Origin of the sequence: Streptomyces umbrinus, from assembly GCF_030817415.1 — a bacterium.
GTDB lineage: Bacteria > Actinomycetota > Actinomycetes > Streptomycetales > Streptomycetaceae > Streptomyces > Streptomyces umbrinus_A.
Window position 1 is genome coordinate 5,022,206 of sequence record NZ_JAUSZI010000002.1, and the last position, 18,727, is coordinate 5,040,932.

General features: G+C 69.8%; 13 protein-coding genes. 7 read left to right on the forward strand and 6 right to left on the reverse strand.

Annotation, left to right across the window (positions count from 1 at the left end; genetic code table 11):
- Nucleotides 1–110 precede the first annotated feature (110 nt).
- On the reverse strand, nucleotides 111–1,013 hold the full coding sequence (locus tag QF035_RS21845) for an SCO6745 family protein (RefSeq protein WP_307522134.1): 903 nt from the start codon (nucleotides 1,011–1,013) through the stop codon (nucleotides 111–113).
- A gap of 107 nt (nucleotides 1,014–1,120) precedes the next feature.
- Here QF035_RS21845 and QF035_RS21850 point away from each other — a divergent pair, with 107 nt between their 5' ends.
- Nucleotides 1,121–1,828, forward strand: coding sequence for a TetR/AcrR family transcriptional regulator (locus tag QF035_RS21850; RefSeq protein WP_307522135.1), 708 nt, complete (start codon nucleotides 1,121–1,123; stop codon nucleotides 1,826–1,828).
- 171 nt (nucleotides 1,829–1,999) lie between these two features.
- Here the strand turns inward: QF035_RS21850 and mfd are convergent, their stop codons facing one another.
- From mfd to QF035_RS21865, 3 genes are all read right to left on the reverse strand, one after another.
- Nucleotides 2,000–5,554 carry a transcription-repair coupling factor gene (gene mfd / locus QF035_RS21855; RefSeq protein WP_307522136.1) on the reverse strand — a complete coding sequence of 1,185 codons (3,555 nt, stop codon included), beginning with the start codon at nucleotides 5,552–5,554 and terminating at the stop codon, nucleotides 2,000–2,002.
- Nucleotides 5,555–6,010: 456 nt separating this feature from the next.
- Complete coding sequence (locus QF035_RS21860; protein WP_307522137.1) at nucleotides 6,011–8,593, reverse strand: ABC transporter permease; 2,583 nt, start codon at nucleotides 8,591–8,593, stop codon at nucleotides 6,011–6,013.
- Nucleotides 8,590–9,378, reverse strand: a complete 789-nt coding sequence (locus tag QF035_RS21865; protein ID WP_055613522.1) for an ABC transporter ATP-binding protein — start codon at nucleotides 9,376–9,378, stop codon at nucleotides 8,590–8,592. The genes QF035_RS21860 and QF035_RS21865 overlap by 4 nt, the downstream gene beginning before the upstream one ends.
- Nucleotides 9,379–9,865: 487 nt before the next feature.
- On the opposite strand from QF035_RS21865, the gene QF035_RS21870 reads away from it, so the two are divergent.
- The 6 genes from QF035_RS21870 (at nucleotide 9,866) to QF035_RS21895 (ending at nucleotide 17,796) form a co-directional block, all read left to right on the forward strand.
- The gene (locus QF035_RS21870; protein ID WP_307522140.1) at nucleotides 9,866–11,395 is read left to right on the forward strand and encodes an MFS transporter; all 1,530 of its coding nucleotides are present in this window, start codon (nucleotides 9,866–9,868) and stop codon (nucleotides 11,393–11,395) included.
- A 254-nt stretch (nucleotides 11,396–11,649) separates the two neighbouring features.
- Nucleotides 11,650–13,260 (forward strand): flavin monoamine oxidase family protein, encoded by a 1,611-nt coding sequence (locus tag QF035_RS21875; protein ID WP_307522141.1) that lies wholly within the window; start codon nucleotides 11,650–11,652, stop codon nucleotides 13,258–13,260.
- On the forward strand, nucleotides 13,257–13,919 hold the full coding sequence (locus QF035_RS21880) for a Rid family hydrolase (RefSeq protein WP_307522142.1): 663 nt from the start codon (nucleotides 13,257–13,259) through the stop codon (nucleotides 13,917–13,919). The genes QF035_RS21875 and QF035_RS21880 overlap by 4 nt, the downstream gene beginning before the upstream one ends.
- A 97-nt stretch (nucleotides 13,920–14,016) precedes the next feature.
- Complete coding sequence (locus QF035_RS21885) at nucleotides 14,017–16,401, forward strand: hypothetical protein (protein WP_307522144.1); 2,385 nt, start codon at nucleotides 14,017–14,019, stop codon at nucleotides 16,399–16,401.
- A gap of 284 nt (nucleotides 16,402–16,685) precedes the next feature.
- Nucleotides 16,686–17,525 carry a helix-turn-helix domain-containing protein gene (locus QF035_RS21890; protein ID WP_307522145.1) on the forward strand — a complete coding sequence of 280 codons (840 nt, stop codon included), beginning with the start codon at nucleotides 16,686–16,688 and terminating at the stop codon, nucleotides 17,523–17,525.
- On the forward strand, nucleotides 17,497–17,796 hold the full coding sequence (locus QF035_RS21895; protein ID WP_307522147.1) for a DUF397 domain-containing protein: 300 nt from the start codon (nucleotides 17,497–17,499) through the stop codon (nucleotides 17,794–17,796). Before QF035_RS21890 ends, QF035_RS21895 begins: the two co-directional genes overlap by 29 nt.
- Here QF035_RS21895 and QF035_RS21900 read toward each other — a convergent pair.
- Together QF035_RS21900 and QF035_RS21905 are read right to left on the reverse strand one after the other, a co-directional pair.
- Nucleotides 17,768–18,157: a hypothetical protein gene (locus QF035_RS21900; RefSeq protein WP_307522148.1), complete on the reverse strand. Its 390-nt coding sequence runs from the start codon at nucleotides 18,155–18,157 to the stop codon at nucleotides 17,768–17,770. The two genes, QF035_RS21895 and QF035_RS21900, sit on opposite strands and share 29 nt — an antisense overlap.
- Before the next feature lie 95 nt (nucleotides 18,158–18,252).
- Entirely contained in the window at nucleotides 18,253–18,612 is a 360-nt protein-coding gene (locus QF035_RS21905; RefSeq protein WP_307522150.1) for a DUF7674 family protein, read from the reverse strand.
- Nucleotides 18,613–18,727 lie beyond the last annotated feature (115 nt).

The following is an 18,727-nucleotide window of genomic DNA, read 5'->3' on the forward strand; positions in this document are numbered from 1 at the left end:
AAGTGGTGCACGACTGGCGTGACACCGGTGGTGACCGGTAGTTGGGCGTCCCCCGCACTCGGCCGGAGCGCCAACCCCCACCACCGACGCCCGCACACCTTCCCGTCCCCTCACACCTTCCCGATCCCCAACGTCGTCTCCGACGGGAGCAGCCCCGACCCGAGGACCGCGACCCAGAACTCCCCCAGCAGATCGGCGAGTCGACCGGTGTCGTCCGGACCCAGCGTCCGCCAGGGTGCGGCGGCCAGCTCGTCGGTGTGCCGCTCCACCTCCTGCCGGAGGGCACGGCCGGTGTCCGTCGCGGTGCCGTCGGCGGCCAACAGCCCCCGCGCGACGAGCCGTTCGCGCGCCGCAGACCACTCCCTCGCACTCCAACCCCGGCTCTCGAACCGCTCCACGGACGCGGCGCCTATCGCCGCGAACGACACGAGCGACTCGACGGGGTCGAGACCGGCGACGAGCAGCGCGGCCAGGTGTCCGTCACCGCGGTGCTCACGCAGGATCGTCGCCGCGTGCCACAACTCCTGATGCGGGGCCTCCGGCCAGGGCAACTCGGCGTTGGCGGCGGCCAAGGGGCGACCGGCGGTGTTGACCGACTCGGCCGCGCGGCGGGCGAGCGCGGCGGCTTCCGCAAGCTCGGGACTGTCGACGCGGTCGCCGAATATCGCTCGGTACGCCCGGTCGATGCCCCGCTCCCTCGCCTCCAGCACCTTCCGAGGATCAGCGGTCCGCCACGCCTGATCCATGTGCTCGGCGACCATGCGAGGGCTGAAGCCGTAGAAGGCGGAGGCGACGCGCCCGCTCCCGACGGCGCCCAACGGGGCGGCGCGCAACGGGAAGTAGCTCGGCCAGCGGTCCCCGACGTCGAAGCCGAGCGCGGCCGCCTCCTCGAAGACCTCCGGCGCGTAGTAGAGCACGGCATGCAGAGGCTCGATCAGATGCCACATCTGCCGCACCCTGCCGAGCTCGACCCCACCGCCGCCCAGCACCGCCTCGCCCGCGTTCACAGCCATGACGTACCCCCTTCGCCCGTTCCCGACCGTCCGGCAACTTGACACTGCCTAGATTGCCCGACCACACCAAACTTGTCAATGCCTAGATTGGGCGTACGCTGCTGACCATGACGAAGAGCACCCGCACGCCGTCCACCGGGCCCTCCGCGAGGCCCTCCGGACCGTCCGAGCCGTCCGAGCCGTCCGAGCCGTCCGAGCCGTCCGGACTATCGGAACCGTCCGAGCCGTCCGAACCCTCAGTCACCAAGTCCGGCGGACGCCGCGCGTACCACCACGGGGACCTGCGCCGCGCGATCGTGGTGGCCGCGCTCGACGTCATCTCCGCCGAGGGCCCCTCCGCGCTGAGCCTGCGGGACCTGGCCCGCCGCGCGGGTGTCTCGCACGCGGCGCCGGCCCACCACTTCAAGGACCGCACGGGTCTGCTGACGGCGATCGCGGCGGAGGGCTACGGGCTGCTGGCCGCCACGCTCACGGAGGCCGCGGATCTGAAGGACGCGGGCGTGCGCTACGTCCGCTTCGCCCGCGAGCACCCGGCCCACTTCCAGGTGATGTTCACGCCGGAGCTGCTGCGCGGGAACGATCTGGAGCTGACGACGGCCCGTACGCTCGCGGGCGAGCGCCTGCGCGACGCCGTCTCGGCCGTCCCGTCCGAGGGCCGCGGCACCGACGCCCGCCTCGCCGGTGTGGCCGCCTGGTCCCTGGCCCACGGCTTCGCCACGCTGCTGCTCAGCCACAACCTGGACGGACCGGTGGGCGACCAGGACCCGGAAGACGTCTTCCGCACACTCAGCGGAATGCTCTTCCGGGCCACATGAGCAGCCGTCACCTTCCAGACCACGCGGGCCGGCATCACCTTCCGGGCCCACGCGGGCCGGCATCACCTTCCGGGCCCACGCGAGCAGTCATCACCTTCCAGACCACGCGGGCCGGCATCACCTTCCGGGCCATGCGAGCAGCCGTCCCCGTCAATCCACCAACGGATCCAGTCACGACCCCAGAATCGAAGCCAGGAACTCCCCGGTCCACCCCAGCAACTCCCGCCCGACCAGCGGCTTGCCGCCCACCTTCGCCGTCTTCGGGCGGGGCACCAGCAGCTGGTGTGCGGCAGGCTTGATCACGGTCCCGGGATAGAGCCGCTTGAGGCGCAGCTCCTGCGACTCCCTCAACTCCGCCGGTGCGAAGCGGATGTTGTTGCCCTGGAGGACGATCTCGCCGACACCGCACGCGCGAGCGAGCATCCGCAGACCGGCCACCAGCAGCAGGTTCTCCACCGGCTCGGGCAACTTGCCGTAGCGGTCGACGAGTTCCTCGCGCACCGCCTTGACGTCCTCCTCGGAGTTCACGGAGGCGATCGACCGGTACGCCTGCAGGCGCAGCCGCTCGCCCGGGGCGTAGTCGTGCGGGACGTGCGCGTCGACCGGGAGCTCGATCTTGACCTCCAGCGCCGGCTCCTCCACGACGCCGCCCTCCAGAGAGGCGCGGTAGTCCGCGACGGCCTCGCCGACCATGCGTACGTACAGGTCGAAACCGACGCCCGCGATGTGACCCGACTGCTCGCCGCCCAGCAGGTTTCCGGCTCCGCGGATCTCCAGGTCCTTCATCGCCACGTACATGCCCGCGCCCATCTCCGTGTGCTGGGCGATGGTCGCGAGGCGCTCGTGGGCCGTCTCCGTGAGGGGCTTCTCCGGCGGGTAGAGGAAGTACGCGTACCCCCGCTCGCGCCCACGGCCCACCCGGCCGCGCAGCTGGTGCAGTTGCGAGAGGCCGAAGTTGTCGCCGCGCTCCACGATCAGCGTGTTCGCGTTCGAGATGTCGATGCCCGATTCGACGATCGTCGTGGAGACGAGGACGTCGAACTTCTTCTCCCAGAAGTCGACGACGACCTGCTCCAGGGACTGCTCGGACATCTGGCCGTGGGCGGTCGCGATGCGCGCCTCCGGGATGATCTCGCGCAGTCGCGCCGCCGCCCGGTCGATGGACTCGACCCGGTTGTGGATGTAGAAGACCTGGCCCTCGCGGAGCAGTTCGCGACGGACGGCCGCGCCGATCTGCTTCTCCTCGTACGGGCCGACGAAGGTCAGGACCGGGTGGCGCTCCTCCGGGGGTGTCGTGATCGTCGACATCTCCCTGATGCCCGTCACCGCCATCTCCAGGGTGCGCGGGATGGGGGTCGCGGACATCGTCAGTACGTCCACGTTCGCGCGCAGCTTCTTCAGCTGCTCCTTGTGCTCCACGCCGAACCGCTGCTCCTCGTCGACGATGACGAGCCCCAGGTCCTTGAACTTGGTCTCCGCCGAGAAGAGCCGGTGCGTGCCGATGACGACGTCGACCGAGCCCTCGCGCAGTCCCTCCAGCGTCGCCTTCGCCTCGGTGTCCGTCTGGAAGCGGCTCAACGCCCGTACGTTCACCGGGAACTGCGAGTAGCGCTCGCCGAACGTGCCGAAGTGCTGCTGCACCAGCAGGGTGGTGGGCACGAGGACGGCGACCTGCTTGCCGTCCTGGACCGCCTTGAAGGCCGCGCGGACCGCGATCTCCGTCTTGCCGTAGCCCACGTCGCCACAGACCAGGCGGTCCATCGGGACCGTCTTCTCCATGTCCTCCTTGACCTCGGCGATGGTGGTGAGCTGGTCGGGCGTCTCGACGTACGGGAACGCGTCCTCCAGCTCGCGCTGCCACGGAGTGTCGCCGCCGAAGGCGTGCCCGGGGGCCGCCATCCGGGCGGAGTACAGCTTGATGAGGTCCGCGGCGATCTCCTTGACCGCCTTCTTCGCGCGCGCCTTGGTCTTCGTCCAGTCGGCGCCGCCGAGGCGGTGGAGGGTCGGGGCCTCGCCGCCCACGTACTTGGTGATCTGTTCCAGCTGGTCGGTGGGGATGTAGAGGCGGTCGCCGGGCTGGCAGCGCTTGGCGGGCGCGTACTCCACGACGAGGTACTCACGGGTCGCGCCCTGGACCGTCCGCTGGACCATCTCGATGTAGCGGCCGACGCCGTGCTGCTCGTGGACGATGTAGTCGCCGGTTTCGAGAGTGAGCGGGTCGATCGTCTTGCGGCGGCGGGCCGGCATCCGGGCGCCGTCCTTGCCGGCGGCCTTCTGGCCGGAGATGTCGGTCTCCGTGAGCACGGCGAGCTTCAGCGCCGGGTCGACGAATCCGTAGTCGATGGAACCGCAGGCCACCTGGACGATGGAGGGGACGAGCCCGGCGAGGTCCGACTCCAGGCGGGCCGCGATGCCCTCGCCGCCGAGCACCTCTGCCGTACGGGCCGCCGGGCCGTGGGCCTCGGTGACGAACACCGTGCGCCAGCCGTCCGCGAGCCAGCCCTTGGTGTCGGCGAGGGCCTTCGCGGTGTCGCCGCGGTACGTCTCGGGCGCGTGCATCCCGAGCTTCAGCGTGTCCCCCGCCGCGTCAGCGGCAAATGTCTCCGTCAGCTCCTCGTCGGCCGCGAACGGCGACACCGACCACCACATCATGTCCAGCTCGCGGGCCCGGTCCCGTACGTCCGCGATGGCCCACAGGGACGCCGCGTCGACGTCGATCGGGGCCTCCCCGCCGCCCGCGGTCGCCGCCCAGGACGCCTGGAGGAACTCCTGCGAGGTCGCCACCAGGTCCGAGGCGCGCGTACGCACCCGCTCCGGGTCGCAGACGACGGCCATGGACCCCTTCGGCAGGACGTCGATGAGCAGTTCCATGTCGTCGACGAGGACGGGCGCGAGCGATTCCATGCCCTCGACCGCGATGCCCTCGGCGATCTTGCCGAGCAGTTCGCCCAGCTCGGGGTGGGCCTCGGCCAGCCGGGCGGCCCTCTCCCGTACGTCGTCCGTGAGCAGCAGCTCGCGGCAGGGCGGCGCCCACAGTCCGTGCGCGGCGACCTCCAGGGACCGCTGGTCGGCGACCTTGAAGTAGCGGATCTCCTCGACGTCGTCGCCCCAGAACTCCACGCGCAGCGGGTGCTCCTCGGTGGGCGGGAAGACGTCCAGGATCCCGCCGCGTACGGCGAACTCGCCGCGCTTCTCGACCAGCTCGACCCGTGCGTACGCCGCTGCCGCCAGGGCCGCCACGACGTCACCGAGGTCGGCACTCTGGCCGGTCCGCAGGGCCACCGGCTCCAGGTCGCCCAGGCCCTTGACCTGCGGCTGGAGGACCGACCGAACGGGTGCGACCACGACGGAGACCGGGCCGGTCTCCGGGTCGTCGGGGCGCGGGTGCGCGAGCCTGCGCAGGACCGCGAGCCTGCGCCCGACGGTGTCGCTTCGCGGGGAGAGCCGCTCGTGCGGCAGCGTCTCCCAGGACGGGTACTCGACGATCCCGTCGGCCGGCAGCAGCGTGCGCAGTGCCGCCGCCAGGTCCTCGGCCTCCCGGCCCGTGGCCGTCACGGCCAGCACCGTACGGCCCGCCTCTCGGGCCAGCGCCGCCACGGCGAACGGGCGGGCCGCGGGCGGGCCCACCAGGTCGACGTGCATACGGTTGCCGTCGCCGGCGGCCTTCACCGCTTCGGTGAGTGCGGCGTCCTTGACGACGGCGTCGAGCAGACCGTGCAGGCTCATGAAGAGGTTTCCATCCGAGGATCCGAGGGTGTGGGTGACACGGGTGTGGGTGACGTGGTGGGCAACGCGAACCGCCCGACACGTCTGACGGGCCGGGGGTGTCCAGGGTACGACGCCGGGCTCCCCCACGCCCGCCCCTGTGGATACCGGAGCCTCTTCGCCCCCGCCGCCCCTACCCGTCCCATCCCTGGGGGCTGCCGCCCCCAGACCCCCGCATCGGCCTGAACGGCCTCGTCCTCAAACGCCGGACAGGCTGAAAAACAGGGGCGCGGGGCGGTGACATTTGCGGCTCCGCCGCGGGGCGCGACCAGCCCCCACCCACCCGCACCCGACACATCACGCAAGCAGCGCACGACCCCGGAAAGGCCCGGTGCCGGGAAGTCCGTGGACTCCCCGGCACCGGGCTCCCCCGCCCACCAAGACCCCCGTCCGTGGTGGGCCGCTCAGCCTGCGGAGCTATTCCGTCGCGATCGCGTTCAGTACGTTCATGCGACCCGCCCGGAACGCGGGCACCAGAGCGGCGAACAGTCCCACGAAGGCCGAGCCGATGAAGACGCCGATGATCGTGGGCCACGGGATCTCGAGGACCTTCAGACCCTCCAGGGCGAGGAGCTTCTGGGCGGTGGCGCCCCAGCCCATGCCCAGGCCGAGGCCGAGCAGCGCTCCGAAGAGGGCGATGACGACCGACTCCAGACGGATCATGCGGCGGAGCTGGCGGCGGGAGAGCCCGATGGCACGCATCAGGCCGATCTCGCGGGTCCGCTCCACCACCGACAGCGCCAGGGTGTTCACGACACCCAGGACCGCCACGATGATCGCGAGGGCCAGCAGGCCGTAGACCATGTTCAGCAGCTGGCCGATCTGGTCCTTGAGCTCCTGCTTGTAGTCGGTCTGGTCACGGACCTGGTACTGCGGGTACGGGTCCAGGGCCTTCTTCAGCGCCGTGTACGCCGTCTTCTCCTGGCCCTCCTTGGCCGTGGCGAACATGATGTCGTTCGGCGGGATCTTGTCGGCCGGGACGTACTTCTCCATCGTGGCGATGCTCATGTACCGCGCGCCCTTATCGATGGCCACGTCGTCGTTCGTGATCGCCGCGACCTTCAGCTCGGCCGTCCGGCCGCCCTTGAAGGCGACGGTCATCGTGTCGCCGACCTTCACGCCGTGCTTCTTGGCGTATTCGGAGCCGAGCGCCATCGCGTCCTTGCCGTAGGCCGCCGACAGCTCACCGGCGGTCGTCTCGCGGCGCAGGTCGCTCGCGTACGTCGGGTCCGCGGCCGTCACGCTGCTGTCCTCGGTCTTGCCGTCGGGCGAGGTCAGCTTGGCCTCGACCTCCTTGTAGCTGGTGACGTGCGCCAGGCCCGGCGTCGACTCGATGGCCTTCTGGGCCTGCGGCACGATCCGCTGGTTGCCCTGGACGATGAAGTCCGTGCCCACCGACTTGTCGAGCTCCTCCGTCGCGGAGGCCACCATCGAGGAGCCGACCACGGAGAGGCAGGCGACCAGCGCGAGGCCGATCATCAGGGCCGCGCCGGTGGCGCCGGTGCGGCGCGGGTTGCGCAGCGCGTTCCGCTCCGCCAGCCGTCCCACGGGTCCGAAGCCGCGCAGCAGCACCGCGCTGATGGCCCGGACCACGACGCCGGCGAGCAGCGGGCCGATGATGACGAACCCGATCAGCGAGAGCACCACACCGGCGCCGAGCATCATCGAGCCGTCGCTCGCCTTGTCCGCGCCGGCCGCCGTGAAGAGCGCGGCGCCGCCGGCTCCCGTGAGGAGGAGGCCGATGATCCCCCGGATCCAGCCGGCCTTGCCGTCCGCCGGCGTACCGGCGTCGCGCAGCGCGGCCATCGGGGAGACCTTGCCCGCGCGGCGGGCGGGCAGATAGGCGGCGAGCACCGTGACGACGACGCCGAGGACCAGGCCGATGACCGGGGTCGTGGTCTTCACCGTCAGGTCGGCGGTGGAGAGGTTCATGCCCGCCATCGACATGAGCTTCATCAGGCCGATCGCGATACCGACACCCGCGGCGACACCCAGGATCGAGCCGATGACACCGAGCAGCAGCGCCTCGACCAGCACGGAACGGTTGACCTGCTTGCGGGACGAACCGATCGCCCGCATCAGGCCGATCTCACGGGTGCGCTGGGCGACCAGCATCGAGAAGGTGTTGATGATCAGGAAGATGCCGACCAGGAAGGCGATTCCGGCGAAGCCGAGCATGGCGTACTTGATGACGTTCATGAACTCGCCGACGCCCTCGCGGTTCTCGTCCGAGAACTCCTTCTGCGTCTGGATCTTGTACGCCCCGGTGGCCTTCTCGGCACCGGCGAGCGTCGTGGAGACGTTCTGCTTCAGCTGCGTGTCGGTGACGCCCTGCGCCGCCGAGACGTAGATCTGCGTGAACCGGCCGGTGGCGCCGAGCAGTTCGCGCTGGGCGGTGGCGGTGTCGAAGTAGACGACGGCGGCACCGGGGTTGGTCACCTTGAAGGTGGCTATGCCGACGATCTTCGCCTTGAAGTCACCGGTGACGGCGATGGTGCGCAGCTCGTCACCCATCTTGAGGTTGTGCTTGTCCGCGGTGTCGGCGTCGACCATGACCTCGGTGGGCCCGCGCGGGGCGTGTCCTGAGGTGATCTCCATCGAACGCAGGTCGTTCTTCGTCCAGTTGCCCGCGATCGTCGGGGCGCCGGTGCTGGACCCCATGTTCTTGTTCTTGCTGTTGACGACGGTCACGTTCATCGAACTGACCGCGCCCTCGGCCGACTTGACGCCCTGCGCCTTCTGCGCCTGGGTGACCGTCGACGCGGGCAGCGACTCGGGCCTGCCGTTCTGCGGGGTGTCGTCGGCCTTGGCCGCCTTGGGGGAGACCGTGACGTCGGACGCGGTGGTCGCGAAGAGCTTGTCGAAGGTCGTGTTCATCGTGTCGGTGAAGACGAGCGTGCCGCAGACGAAGGCCACCGACAGGAGGACCGCGACGGCCGACAGGGCCATCCGTCCCTTGTGCGCGAAGAAGTTGCGCATCGAGGTCTTGAAGACGGTCATGACGTGCGCCCCCGGGCGTCGAAGTCCTTCATACGGTCCAGGACGGCGTCCGCGGTGGGCCGGTACATCTCGTCGACGATCCGGCCGTCGGCGAGATACAGCACACGGTCCGCGTACGAGGCCGCCACCGGGTCGTGCGTGACCATCACGATGGTCTGGCCGAGCTCGTCGACCGAGCGGCGCAGGAAGCCCAGCACCTCGGCGCCGGCGCGGGAGTCGAGGTTTCCGGTCGGCTCGTCACCGAAGATGATCTCGGGCCGGGCGGCCAGCGCCCGGGCCACGGCGACGCGCTGCTGCTGACCGCCGGAAAGCTGGTTGGGCCGGTGCTTGAGCCGGTCCTTGAGCCCGACGGTCTCCACGACCTGGGCCAGCCAGCCCTTGTCCGGCTTGCGGCCGGCGATGTCCATCGGCAGCGTGATGTTCTCCAGCGCGCTCAGCGTCGGCAGCAGGTTGAACGCCTGGAAGATGAAGCCGATACGGTCCCGGCGAAGCTGCGTGAGCTTCTTGTCCTTGAGGCCGGTGATCTCGGTCTCGTCCAGGTAGATCTGCCCGGAGGAGACGGTGTCGAGTCCGGCGAGGCAGTGCATCAGCGTGGACTTGCCGGAGCCCGAGGGGCCCATGATCGCGGTGAACTGGCCCCGCGCGATGTCCACGTCGACCTGGTCGAGGGCGACGACGCGGGTCTCACCGGACCCGTACGCCTTCACGACCTGCCGCGCCCGTGCCGCGACGGCCGTACGTCCTCCAGTGCTGCCGTGCCTGGGAATGGTTACAGCCGATGTCACGGTATGTCTCCTAAGTCGGACGCCCTTGAGGACGACGGGATCTGCGGTTGTCGTGTATGTGGTTCGGTCGGGCCGTGCGGTGTTCGTTCACGCCGTGCGGTACTGCGACAAGTCTGGTGGCGGCGGGTGGTCCACCGCGCTGGTGCCCAGCGCAGTCTTCTGCTGGGGTAAACCCCACCCCGGCAGGTGCGGTACACCGCCCCCCAGCGGCATAAAGCCAGGTTAAGGAGCGGTTCGGCCCGTCTCCTCCTCCGGCAGTACGAACCCTCCCCGGGCCGTAGTACGGAGAGCCCCCTAGGGGATCTCCACCTGCCGGTGGACCCCCTCTCAGGGACGCCTCCACCCCTGAGCCGGATCAGCGTCCACCCTCCCGCCACAATCAGCAGGTGCCGCGCGCCGCGCGTCGTTGAGGGGCGGTGGCTGGGCGACGGGAGGGCCAAGTGGGAGAGTGGCCTTCCGGCAGATAGATGCAGGGGGAAGGAATCCAGTGGGCCAGGGGGAAGACACCGGGACAACCGCCGCCAAGGAGGACGAGCCCGCCGCCGCGCGGGCCGGGGCCCGCCCCCGCCGAGCCGTCGTCGCCTCCCTCATGCTCTGCATGGGTCTGGCCGCGCTCGACTCCACGATCGTGTCGACGGCCGTCCCGCAGATCGTCGGCGACCTGGGCGGCTTCTCCGTCTTCTCGTGGCTGTTCTCCGGCTATCTGCTGGCCGTGACGGTCACCCTGCCCGTCTACGGCAAGCTCTCCGACACCTTCGGCCGCAAGCCGGTGCTGATCGCCGGCTCGGTCCTCTTCCTCCTCGGCTCCCTGCTCTGCGCGCTGGCCTGGAACATGGCCGCGCTGATCGCGTTCCGGATCGTCCAGGGCCTCGGCGGCGGCGCCCTCCAGGGCACGGTCCAGACCCTCGCCGCCGACCTCTACCCGCTCGAACAGCGCCCCAGGATCCAGGCCAGGCTGTCCACGGTCTGGGCCACCTCGGCGGTCGCGGGCCCGGCGCTCGGCGGGGTGCTCGCCGCCTACGCCGACTGGCGCTGGATCTTCCTCATCAACCTGCCGCTCGGCGCGGTCGCGCTCTGGCTGCTGATCCGCCACCTCCACGAGCCCCAGCGCGAACGGAAGACCACCGAGCGCCCCCGCATCGACTGGGCCGGCGCGCTCACGGTCTTCGCCTGCGGCGGCGTACTCCTGACGGCCCTGGTCCAGGGAGGAGTGGCCTGGCCGTGGCTCTCGCCGCCCTCAATGGCCTTGTTCGGTACGGGACTTGCCCTGATCGCCGCTCTGGTCCTCATCGAACGCCGGGCCGCCGAACCGATCATCCCCGGCTGGGTCTGGCGCCGCCGCACCATCGCCGCCGTGAACCTGGCACTCGGCGCGCTGGGCCTCCTGATGGTCGCCCCGACGGTCTTCCTTCCGACGTACGCGCAGTCGGTGCTCGGCCTCGCCCCGATCACCGCCGGATTCGTGCTCTCCGTATGGACGTTGAGCTGGCCGGTCTCGGCGGCTCTCAGCCAGCACGTCTACCGTCGCATCGGCTTCCGCAACACGGCGATGCTCGGCATCGGCACGGCCACGCTGATCCTCTTCGCCTTCCCCTTCCTCCCGTACCCCGGCGAGGCCTGGCAGCCCACGCTCCTGATGCTCCTGCTGGGCGGCGCGCTCGGACTCTTCCAACTCCCGCTGCTCGTCGGCGTCCAGTCGACCGTCGAGTGGAACGAACGCGGTACGGCGACAGCCTCCGTACTCTTCTGCCGCCAGACCGGCCAGACGATCGGCGCCGCCCTCTTCGGCGCGGTCGCCAACGGGGTACTGGCCGCCCGGCTCGGCGGCGCGGGCGACCTGGACTCCGTGACCAAGGCGCTCGACTCGGGCGCCTCCGGCGAACACGTGCGCCGAGCGGTCGCGGAGGCCGTCCACTCCGTCTATTTCGGCGCGGCCTGCGCGGCCGGACTCGCCTTCCTGGTCCTGCTGCTGGTGGCGCCGAGGCGCTTCCCAGTACTCAAGAACCCCGGGGACTGAATCCGGACCGGGACCACGGAACCGAGAGAGCCGAGACGACCGAGACGACCGAGAGGTCCGGCCAACGGGCTCGGTCTCCCTCCATGCTCATGCCATGGAGACGTCATTGGCATGGCCCTGTAACAGTCCTGAAGGACGCTCGTAGAGCTCTTCCGGCTCACCAGCAACTCACCCCCCATGTGGCCGGGTTGGTTCGGACGATGCGCCCGGCCCACGCATGTCGCGGGCAGTGGGCCGCGGGTGAGGAGACATTGATGACCCAAGAGGCATCCCGCCGCAACTTCCTGAGATCCGTCGGAGTCGCGGGTGGCGCCGGAATGCTCTACTCGGCGATGGGCGCGCTGGGACTGGCACCGGTCCCGGACGCGCGGGCGGAGGAGTACCGGCCGCCCCGGAAGAGCGACTTCACGCTCACCGGACAGAGCGGCAAGAACGGCAGGAAGGTCCTGATACTCGGCGGCGGCATAGCCGGCCTGGCAACGGCGTACGAGCTGGGCAAGGCGGGCTACGACTGCCGGATCCTGGAGGCGAAGGACCGCCCCGGCGGTCGCAACTGGACGGTCCGCGGCGGCACCACGCTGACCGACCTGGACGGGCGCACCCAGACGGCATCCTTCTCCAAGGGCCAGTACATGAACGCGGGCCCGGCCCGGCTGCCGCAGTCCCACGTCACGCTCGAGTACTGCCGCGAACTCGGCGTTCCGCTGGAGGTGTTCACCAACCAGAACGCCAACGCGTACATCTACCACGAGAACAGCGCCGCCCTCGCGGGCAAGCCGGTCCGCTGGCGCACCGCGAAGGCCGACGCCTACGGATACGTCTCCGAGCTGCTCGCCAAGGCCACCGACCAGGGCGCCCTGGACAAGGATCTCACCGCCGCCGACAAGGAGCGGCTGATCGCGTTCCTGCAGAACTTCGGTGCCATCAAGGGCAAAGCCGACGGCTTCGCCTACACGGGCTCCGACCGGCGCGGCTACTCGGTCGAGCCGGGTGCGGCCTTCGAGGAGGGCACGGTACTCGGCCCGGTGCCATCGTTGTCAGACGTCATCGGGAGTGGCGTCGGGCAGCGCTTCTCCTTCGAGTTCGGCTACGACCAGGCCATGCTGATGTTCCAGCCGATCGGCGGGATGGACGCGATCCCGTACGCGCTGGCGAAGGCGATCGGCGAGGACCGGATCATCTACGGCGCCAAGGCGATGGAGGTCAAGGACCTCCCCGACGGTGCCGAGGTCGTCTACAAGGACGCGACGGGCCGGACCCGCAGCAGCCGCGCCGACTTCGTCGTGGCCGCGGTCCCGCCCATGGTCATGACCCGCATCAAGCACAACCTGGGCGCGGACATCACAGCCGCGCTGAAGTACCCCGTCGCCACCCCCGTCGGCAAGGTGGGGCTCGAGTACCGCAGCCGCTGGTGGGAGACGGACGAGCACATCTACGGCGGCATCACGCCGACCGACACGGACCTGGCCACCATCTGGTACCCCTCGTACGGCTACCAGGGCCGCCGCGGCACGCTCATCGGCTACTACAACTTCGGCGCCAACGCCGTCGCCTACAGCGACCTGCCGCACGCCGAGCGCGTGCAGCGGGCGGTGAGCCGTGGCGTCAAGATCCACGGCGAGAAGTACCGCACCGAACTCGACCGCTCCTTCAGCGTGGCCTGGCACCGCACACCCCACATCGAGGCCGGCTGGGTGGGCTGGCCCTCACAGACCGGCCCCGAGTACAAGCTGCTCAACAAGTCCGCGGGACATGTCTACTTCGCCGGCGACTGGCTCAGCCATGTCATCGCCTGGCAGCACGGTGCGTTCACCTCGGCCCGCAAGGTCGTGACCGACATCCACGAGAGGGTGATGGCCGCATGAGGCACATGAAGCACATGAAGCGGCGTACACAGATCCTTACCGCCACGGCCCTGACGGGCGCGTTCCTGACCGGCTCCGTCACGCTGGCCGACGCCCGGGGCTGGTGGTCGCCCGGCCCGAAGACGGTACGCGTGATGCTGCCCGAGGGGCAGACCAACCCGTCCATCGCGAACGGCGTGGCGCTGGGCGGAGAAGTGGCCGTCTACCAGAGCAGCGGCCTCGGACCGACCGCGCTCAACCCCAGCGCGCCGGAGGGCACGCCCGAGCGCTTCACCGACCCCGCTCTCACCGAGGGGGCCACGGGTGTCACGATCACCGAGGCCCAGGCCCTCGTCGTTCTGCGCAACATCAAGACCAACCTGGAGGCCGCGGGCCTGACTCCGGCCGACGTCATCACGATGAAGGCCTATCTTTCCAATCCGCCGGGCACGGAGATCGCCGACTACGCGGGCTGGAACCGCGCGTACCGGCAGTACTTCGCCAACATCGACCTGAAGTCGCACGAGGTCGTGCCGGTACCCATGGGCACCTCGCCCGCCAAGGCTCCGCTGCTCGCCAACGACGCCCGCCCGGCCCGGGTGTCACTGGAGGTCGCCTCGCTGCCCGTCCCGGGCTGGCTCGTCGAGGTCGAGGTCACCGCGAGGTACAAGAAGCGTTAGCCGGCATCCCCTGGGGCCTGCCCCTCAGGCCTTTGTCCGGGTACGGTCCGCCTCCCGCAGGAGGCGGACCACAGCCCCGCCCGTGTGTCCTTGAGCGATGGGCTTCAACAGGCGTACGGCGATGAAGGCGGGCCTCCTGACGACCGCGGTGTCAGCGATGGGTCTGAATCCGGCACGGGCACAAGGCACTTCGAGTGCCGCCCCGGTGCTCACGGTCCAGAGCGAGGCGGCGACACGGACGAATATCCCGGTCGTACGGGACCGCCGCGCGTCCGGAGGCAGATACCTGGCCCTGGCCACCGCCAAGAAGCCCCCGCGGGCAGGCTGGTACGCGACATACGTCGTACGCGCCCCGCAACCCGGCGTGTACGCGCTGACCGCCGTCGCCACCGCCCCGGTCGAGGTACCGCACACCGAGACGACGGCCTCGTACCTCCAGCTCTCCCTGAACAACGGCCCGTTCACGGAAACCGCCCGCTCCCAGCCGTACTGGTACGAGTCGAAACCCGCCTGGGGCGACCTCTCCGTCCTCGACCTCGGCGAGCTCGAACTCCGGGGCGGCGACAACACGTTGACGTTCCGGGTGACCGAGCCGACGGTCCGGGAGGCCGGGACGGCGTACGCACTCTCGCTGGACCGCTTCACACTGAGGCGGCGGGAGGGGACGAGGCTCCGGGAGGTGTCCGTGGGGGAACGGGGCACGTACCGGCACGGAGAGCCCGCGCACCTGCGCCTACGACTCGACGGAAGCGCCGCCCAACCACACCGCGTGCGCTACAGCGTCACCGACTACTTCGGAAAACGGGCCTCCGAGGGGTACGCGACAGTCGCGACCGGAGAGACGACCGTGATCGTCGCCCTGCCTGAACTCCCCCCAGGCAACTACCGGGTCGAGGCCGACGGGACGACGGGCCACTTCGCCTGTCTTCCCCCGCGTCCCGCCGTCACCGGCCCCGCCAACCGCTTCGGCGTCAACGTCTGGGCCACCTCCCTCGTACCCCCCTCCCGCCTGGACGCCTTCGCCGCCGCGATGCGGGACATGGGCGCGGGCTGGATAAGGGACGGCCAAGCATGGCCCGCGGCCGAGCCGAGCCCGAGCGCGTACGACACGGAACACCACGACCGGGTCACGCGGACGATGCGCCACCACGGCCTCTCACCCCTGGAGGTCGTGTCACCCGCTCCCGAGTGGGCCATGACGGCCGCCTCGCTCCCTCTCCCCGCGGACCTGCGGCACGCGTACCGCTACGCCCGCCGGCTGGCCGCCGGCCGTCCCGCCGCCATCCAGCTCTCGAACGAGCCCGACGTGGACGTCACCAGCAGCACCGGCGACGCCCACGCGGCCTTCGTGAAGGCGGCTGCACTGGGCATCGCGGACGCCCCCGACCGGCCTCTCGTCGTCCTGCCGGGCATCGCGCAGGCGGGCCACTTCCAGGACCTGCTGCTGGCGAACGACGTCGTGCGGTACGCGGACGTGTGGGCGTTCCACGGCTACCCGGACCCGGCCGAGCAGGACGAACCGGCCGTCCCCGGGGCGGCGGACGAGCAGCGCGAACTAGCAGAGCGGCTCGATTCGGGTGACGTACCGCGGTGGATGACGGAGTGCGGCGCGTTCTTCGCGGTACGGCCGGGCGTCGATCTCACACCCGCCCAACAAGCCGTCCAGGCACGCTACTTGGTCCGCTCGATGGTGGAGGGGCTGGCTGCTGGGAACACCCGGCAGTTCTGGTTCGCGGGGCCACCGCTCCACGACGACGGCGTGTACTTCGGGCTGCTGAGTCGGGAGTTCCAGCCGCTGCCCGCGTACAGCGCGTGCGCGGCGCTGACGTCGTTGCTGGGCGAGGCGCACTTCGTCGGTCCGGTGAGCGGGGTGCCGACAGGGGCCGTCGGCTTCGAATTCGACTCCGGGCGGGGCGAGTCGGTCCGGGTGCTCTGGTCGTCGAAGCCGGTACGGATCCCGGTGCCGGGGGCGACCGTGCACGACATCATGGGCAGGCAGATGGCGACGGCCTCCGCCGAAGTGACCGTCTCCCGAGACCCCGTGTACGTGGTCACCGCGACCGTTGGCCGCCCGGAGGCCCACCCGGCCCCGCGCCGCCGAGCCTCCCTCTCCCCCGCCGAACACATCGTCCTCAGCCAGCGCTACGCGGCCCGGAACTCCGCCCCCAACAAGGACAACGGCGACGCCCAACCCCCACTGGGCTACCGCCTCTCCCGCCGCACCCGGATGTCCCTGGACGTCTACAACTTCACCTCCACCTCACGGACGGTGACCGTGAAGGCGAGTCCCGCCGGGGGTTGGTCGACACGGGCGGAGGGTCCGACCCGGGTCGAGGTCCCGCCCCAGGGCCGTATGACCGTGGACTTCACGATCACGGCAGGCAGCGGGGTACAGCGCCGGACCGACCACCGGCTGCAGTTCACGGCAACCCTCGACGGCGACGAGGTGCCGCCGTCGGTGTCGCTGGTCCAACTCAAGTGAGGGGCCCGCATTTGGGGCACTGGCACGGTGGGAAGCGCCCCGGCGACTCGATCGGCGGCGCCTCGCGACCGGGTTCGTACGTCACCTTCGGGCTCCAGGTCCGCCCGCTGTCCCGGGAGATCCGCAGGGTGATGTACGGACCAGGAACCTTGCAGTCCGTCGCGTCCATGCACTGCCACCTTTCACTGTCTGTGTTGATCTGGACACAGAGTGGCGTCACGGTGGGTACGCTCGAAAGACAGCGGAGCGTGACAAGCAAACCTGCACGTACGGGAGTTGCACACATGGCGATCGAGGACAATCCGCAGTCTCGGGTGAAGTACGGCGAGGAATTGCGGCGACTCCGGGAGGCGGCGGACCTCACGCAGGAGGAGCTGAGCCAGCGGGCGGTGATGTCACGCACGCACATCGCCCACATCGAGGCGGGGCGGCGACGGCCGGACGTGGATGATGCGCGGCGGCTGGATCAGGTGCTGGGCACGGGTGGGTTCTTCGTACGGTTTCTGCCGACGCTGGATGGCAGGAAGGTGGCGGAACACTTCAAGGAGGCGCTGGAATTCGAGGGAAAGGCTCTGGCAATCAGCGAGTTCGCCCCCACGCTGGTGCCGGGCATCCTCCAGACCGAGCCGTACGCACACGAGGTGCTCACTTCCAGCTATCCGCCGAAGAGCGACGAGGAGCGTGACAAGCTCCTCAGCACACGCCTCCAACGCGCGCGCATCCTCGACGACTTCCGTTCACCCGAGGTGTGCGCACTCCTCGACGAGGCGGTGCTCCGTCGCCACGTAGGCGGTCCGGCTGTGATGTGCGAACAGCTTCGTCACATCTCGATGTTGGGCCAGCGCCGCCGCATCCGAGTACATGTGCTCCCGTTCTCGGCCGGGGCTCACACACTGCTGGAAGGCTTCCTCTCCCTCATGTGGTTCGAGGATCTGCCACCCGTTGCCTACGCGGAGGGCGTGAACAACGGGAGGCTCTTGGAACTTCCGTCCGTGGTACGCGAGTGCCAGGTGATCTACGATCGGGCGCTGGGCGACGCGTTGTCGCACCGTAAATCCCTGGATCTCATCAGGTCCGTCGCGGAGGATTACGAGCATGACGCGCAGCGAGCACAACATCCCTGACGCCTCCGCGCTGCCCGCATGGCGCAAGTCCAGCCACAGCGGCGGCGAGAGCGGCCAATGCCTGGAGGTCACCGACCCCACTGCATACGCGGCTTGGCGCAAGTCCAGCTACAGCGGCGGCAGCGGCGGCTCCTGCCTGGAAGTCAACGACTCCGCCCTCCCCGCCCGCATCCCCGTCCGCGACAGCAAGAACCCGGCCGGCCCCGCCGTCACCTTCTCCGCCCCCGCCTGGACGGCCTTCGTCACTTCTCTCGGTCGAACCAGGCCGTAGTCTCCGGCAGGAACAGCAGGACGATCACGGGCAGCCCGAGCACGATCCGGAGCGCGGCGTCCACGAACTCCGCGGGCCCCGCCGCGCCCAGTGCCTTGCTGAACGACGGCACGACCACGAACACCATCACCACGATGGTCGTGATCCGAACCCCGCCGCGCGCGCTGCCGTCGTACTTCAGGGCGAGCAGCGCGCACACCCAGACCAGTAGCCACGGGGCGATCATGTTGCCCATCCCGTAGGACGTCAGCCCGTCCGACAACGCGAGCATGACGACCAGCCCCGCGACCGCCAGCCCGAACAGCAGTCGTTGGGCCGCGCGCACCTGCCGGGGCATCACGACGTTGCGCAGGTCACTCATTGCTTTTCCAGTCCTTGAGTAGGCCCGGAGGCCCCGCGGAACTCGAGGAATTCACGCGGGGCCCCCGGGAACACAGTCGTCACAGGTCGTACGAGTCAACCCGAGGGCCGCAGCTCGCGGTACTTCGCGGACAGCAGCGGGCCGAGGTGTTCGACGACTCCGTGTCCCGGTTCGTTCTTGTAGGGCAGTTGGTACAGGAAGGACGTCACGATCACTTCGGTGACGTCGGGGATCCCGCGTCCCAGCTGCCGCTCCAGGAACTCCAGCGTGGCGCGCCAGTCGGTCGCCTCGGGGTCCTTGCCGAGGTAGGAGTCGACGACGGCCGGTGTCACGTCGAGACCGAAGAAGACGTGCGGCAGCGGCTCGCCGTTGTTCTCGACGTGGATCTCGTAGAGCTCGCCGAACTCGGGGACGGCGGCGACGAGTTCCTCCAGAAAACGGATGTCGTCTCTCATCAGCAGTTCCCCGGACCCGGACAGTTGGACGCGCCAGTGTACTTTCCGGCCAGAGCGTCATCGATGGCGCTGACGAGACTCTTCGCCACCCGGATGTCCTTGGTGCTCTTGACAC

What these genes read in the sequence shown, in the direction of transcription:
- QF035_RS21885 (WP_307522144.1), top strand. Translation starts at nt 14,017, where the DNA reads ATGGGCTTCAACAGGCGTACGGCGATGAAGGCGGGCCTCCTGACGACC.
- QF035_RS21890 (WP_307522145.1), top strand. Translation starts at nt 16,686, where the DNA reads ATGGCGATCGAGGACAATCCGCAGTCTCGGGTGAAGTACGGCGAGGAA.
- mfd (WP_307522136.1), bottom strand. Translation starts at nt 5,554, where the DNA reads ATGAGCCTGCACGGTCTGCTCGACGCCGTCGTCAAGGACGCCGCACTC.
- QF035_RS21905 (WP_307522150.1), bottom strand. Translation starts at nt 18,612, where the DNA reads ATGAGAGACGACATCCGTTTTCTGGAGGAACTCGTCGCCGCCGTCCCC.
- QF035_RS21850 (WP_307522135.1), top strand. Translation starts at nt 1,121, where the DNA reads ATGACGAAGAGCACCCGCACGCCGTCCACCGGGCCCTCCGCGAGGCCC.
- QF035_RS21845 (WP_307522134.1), bottom strand. Translation starts at nt 1,013, where the DNA reads ATGGCTGTGAACGCGGGCGAGGCGGTGCTGGGCGGCGGTGGGGTCGAG.
- QF035_RS21900 (WP_307522148.1), bottom strand. Translation starts at nt 18,157, where the DNA reads ATGAGTGACCTGCGCAACGTCGTGATGCCCCGGCAGGTGCGCGCGGCC.
- QF035_RS21875 (WP_307522141.1), top strand. Translation starts at nt 11,650, where the DNA reads ATGACCCAAGAGGCATCCCGCCGCAACTTCCTGAGATCCGTCGGAGTC.
- QF035_RS21895 (WP_307522147.1), top strand. Translation starts at nt 17,497, where the DNA reads ATGACGCGCAGCGAGCACAACATCCCTGACGCCTCCGCGCTGCCCGCA.
- QF035_RS21880 (WP_307522142.1), top strand. Translation starts at nt 13,257, where the DNA reads ATGAGGCACATGAAGCACATGAAGCGGCGTACACAGATCCTTACCGCC.
- QF035_RS21860 (WP_307522137.1), bottom strand. Translation starts at nt 8,593, where the DNA reads ATGACCGTCTTCAAGACCTCGATGCGCAACTTCTTCGCGCACAAGGGA.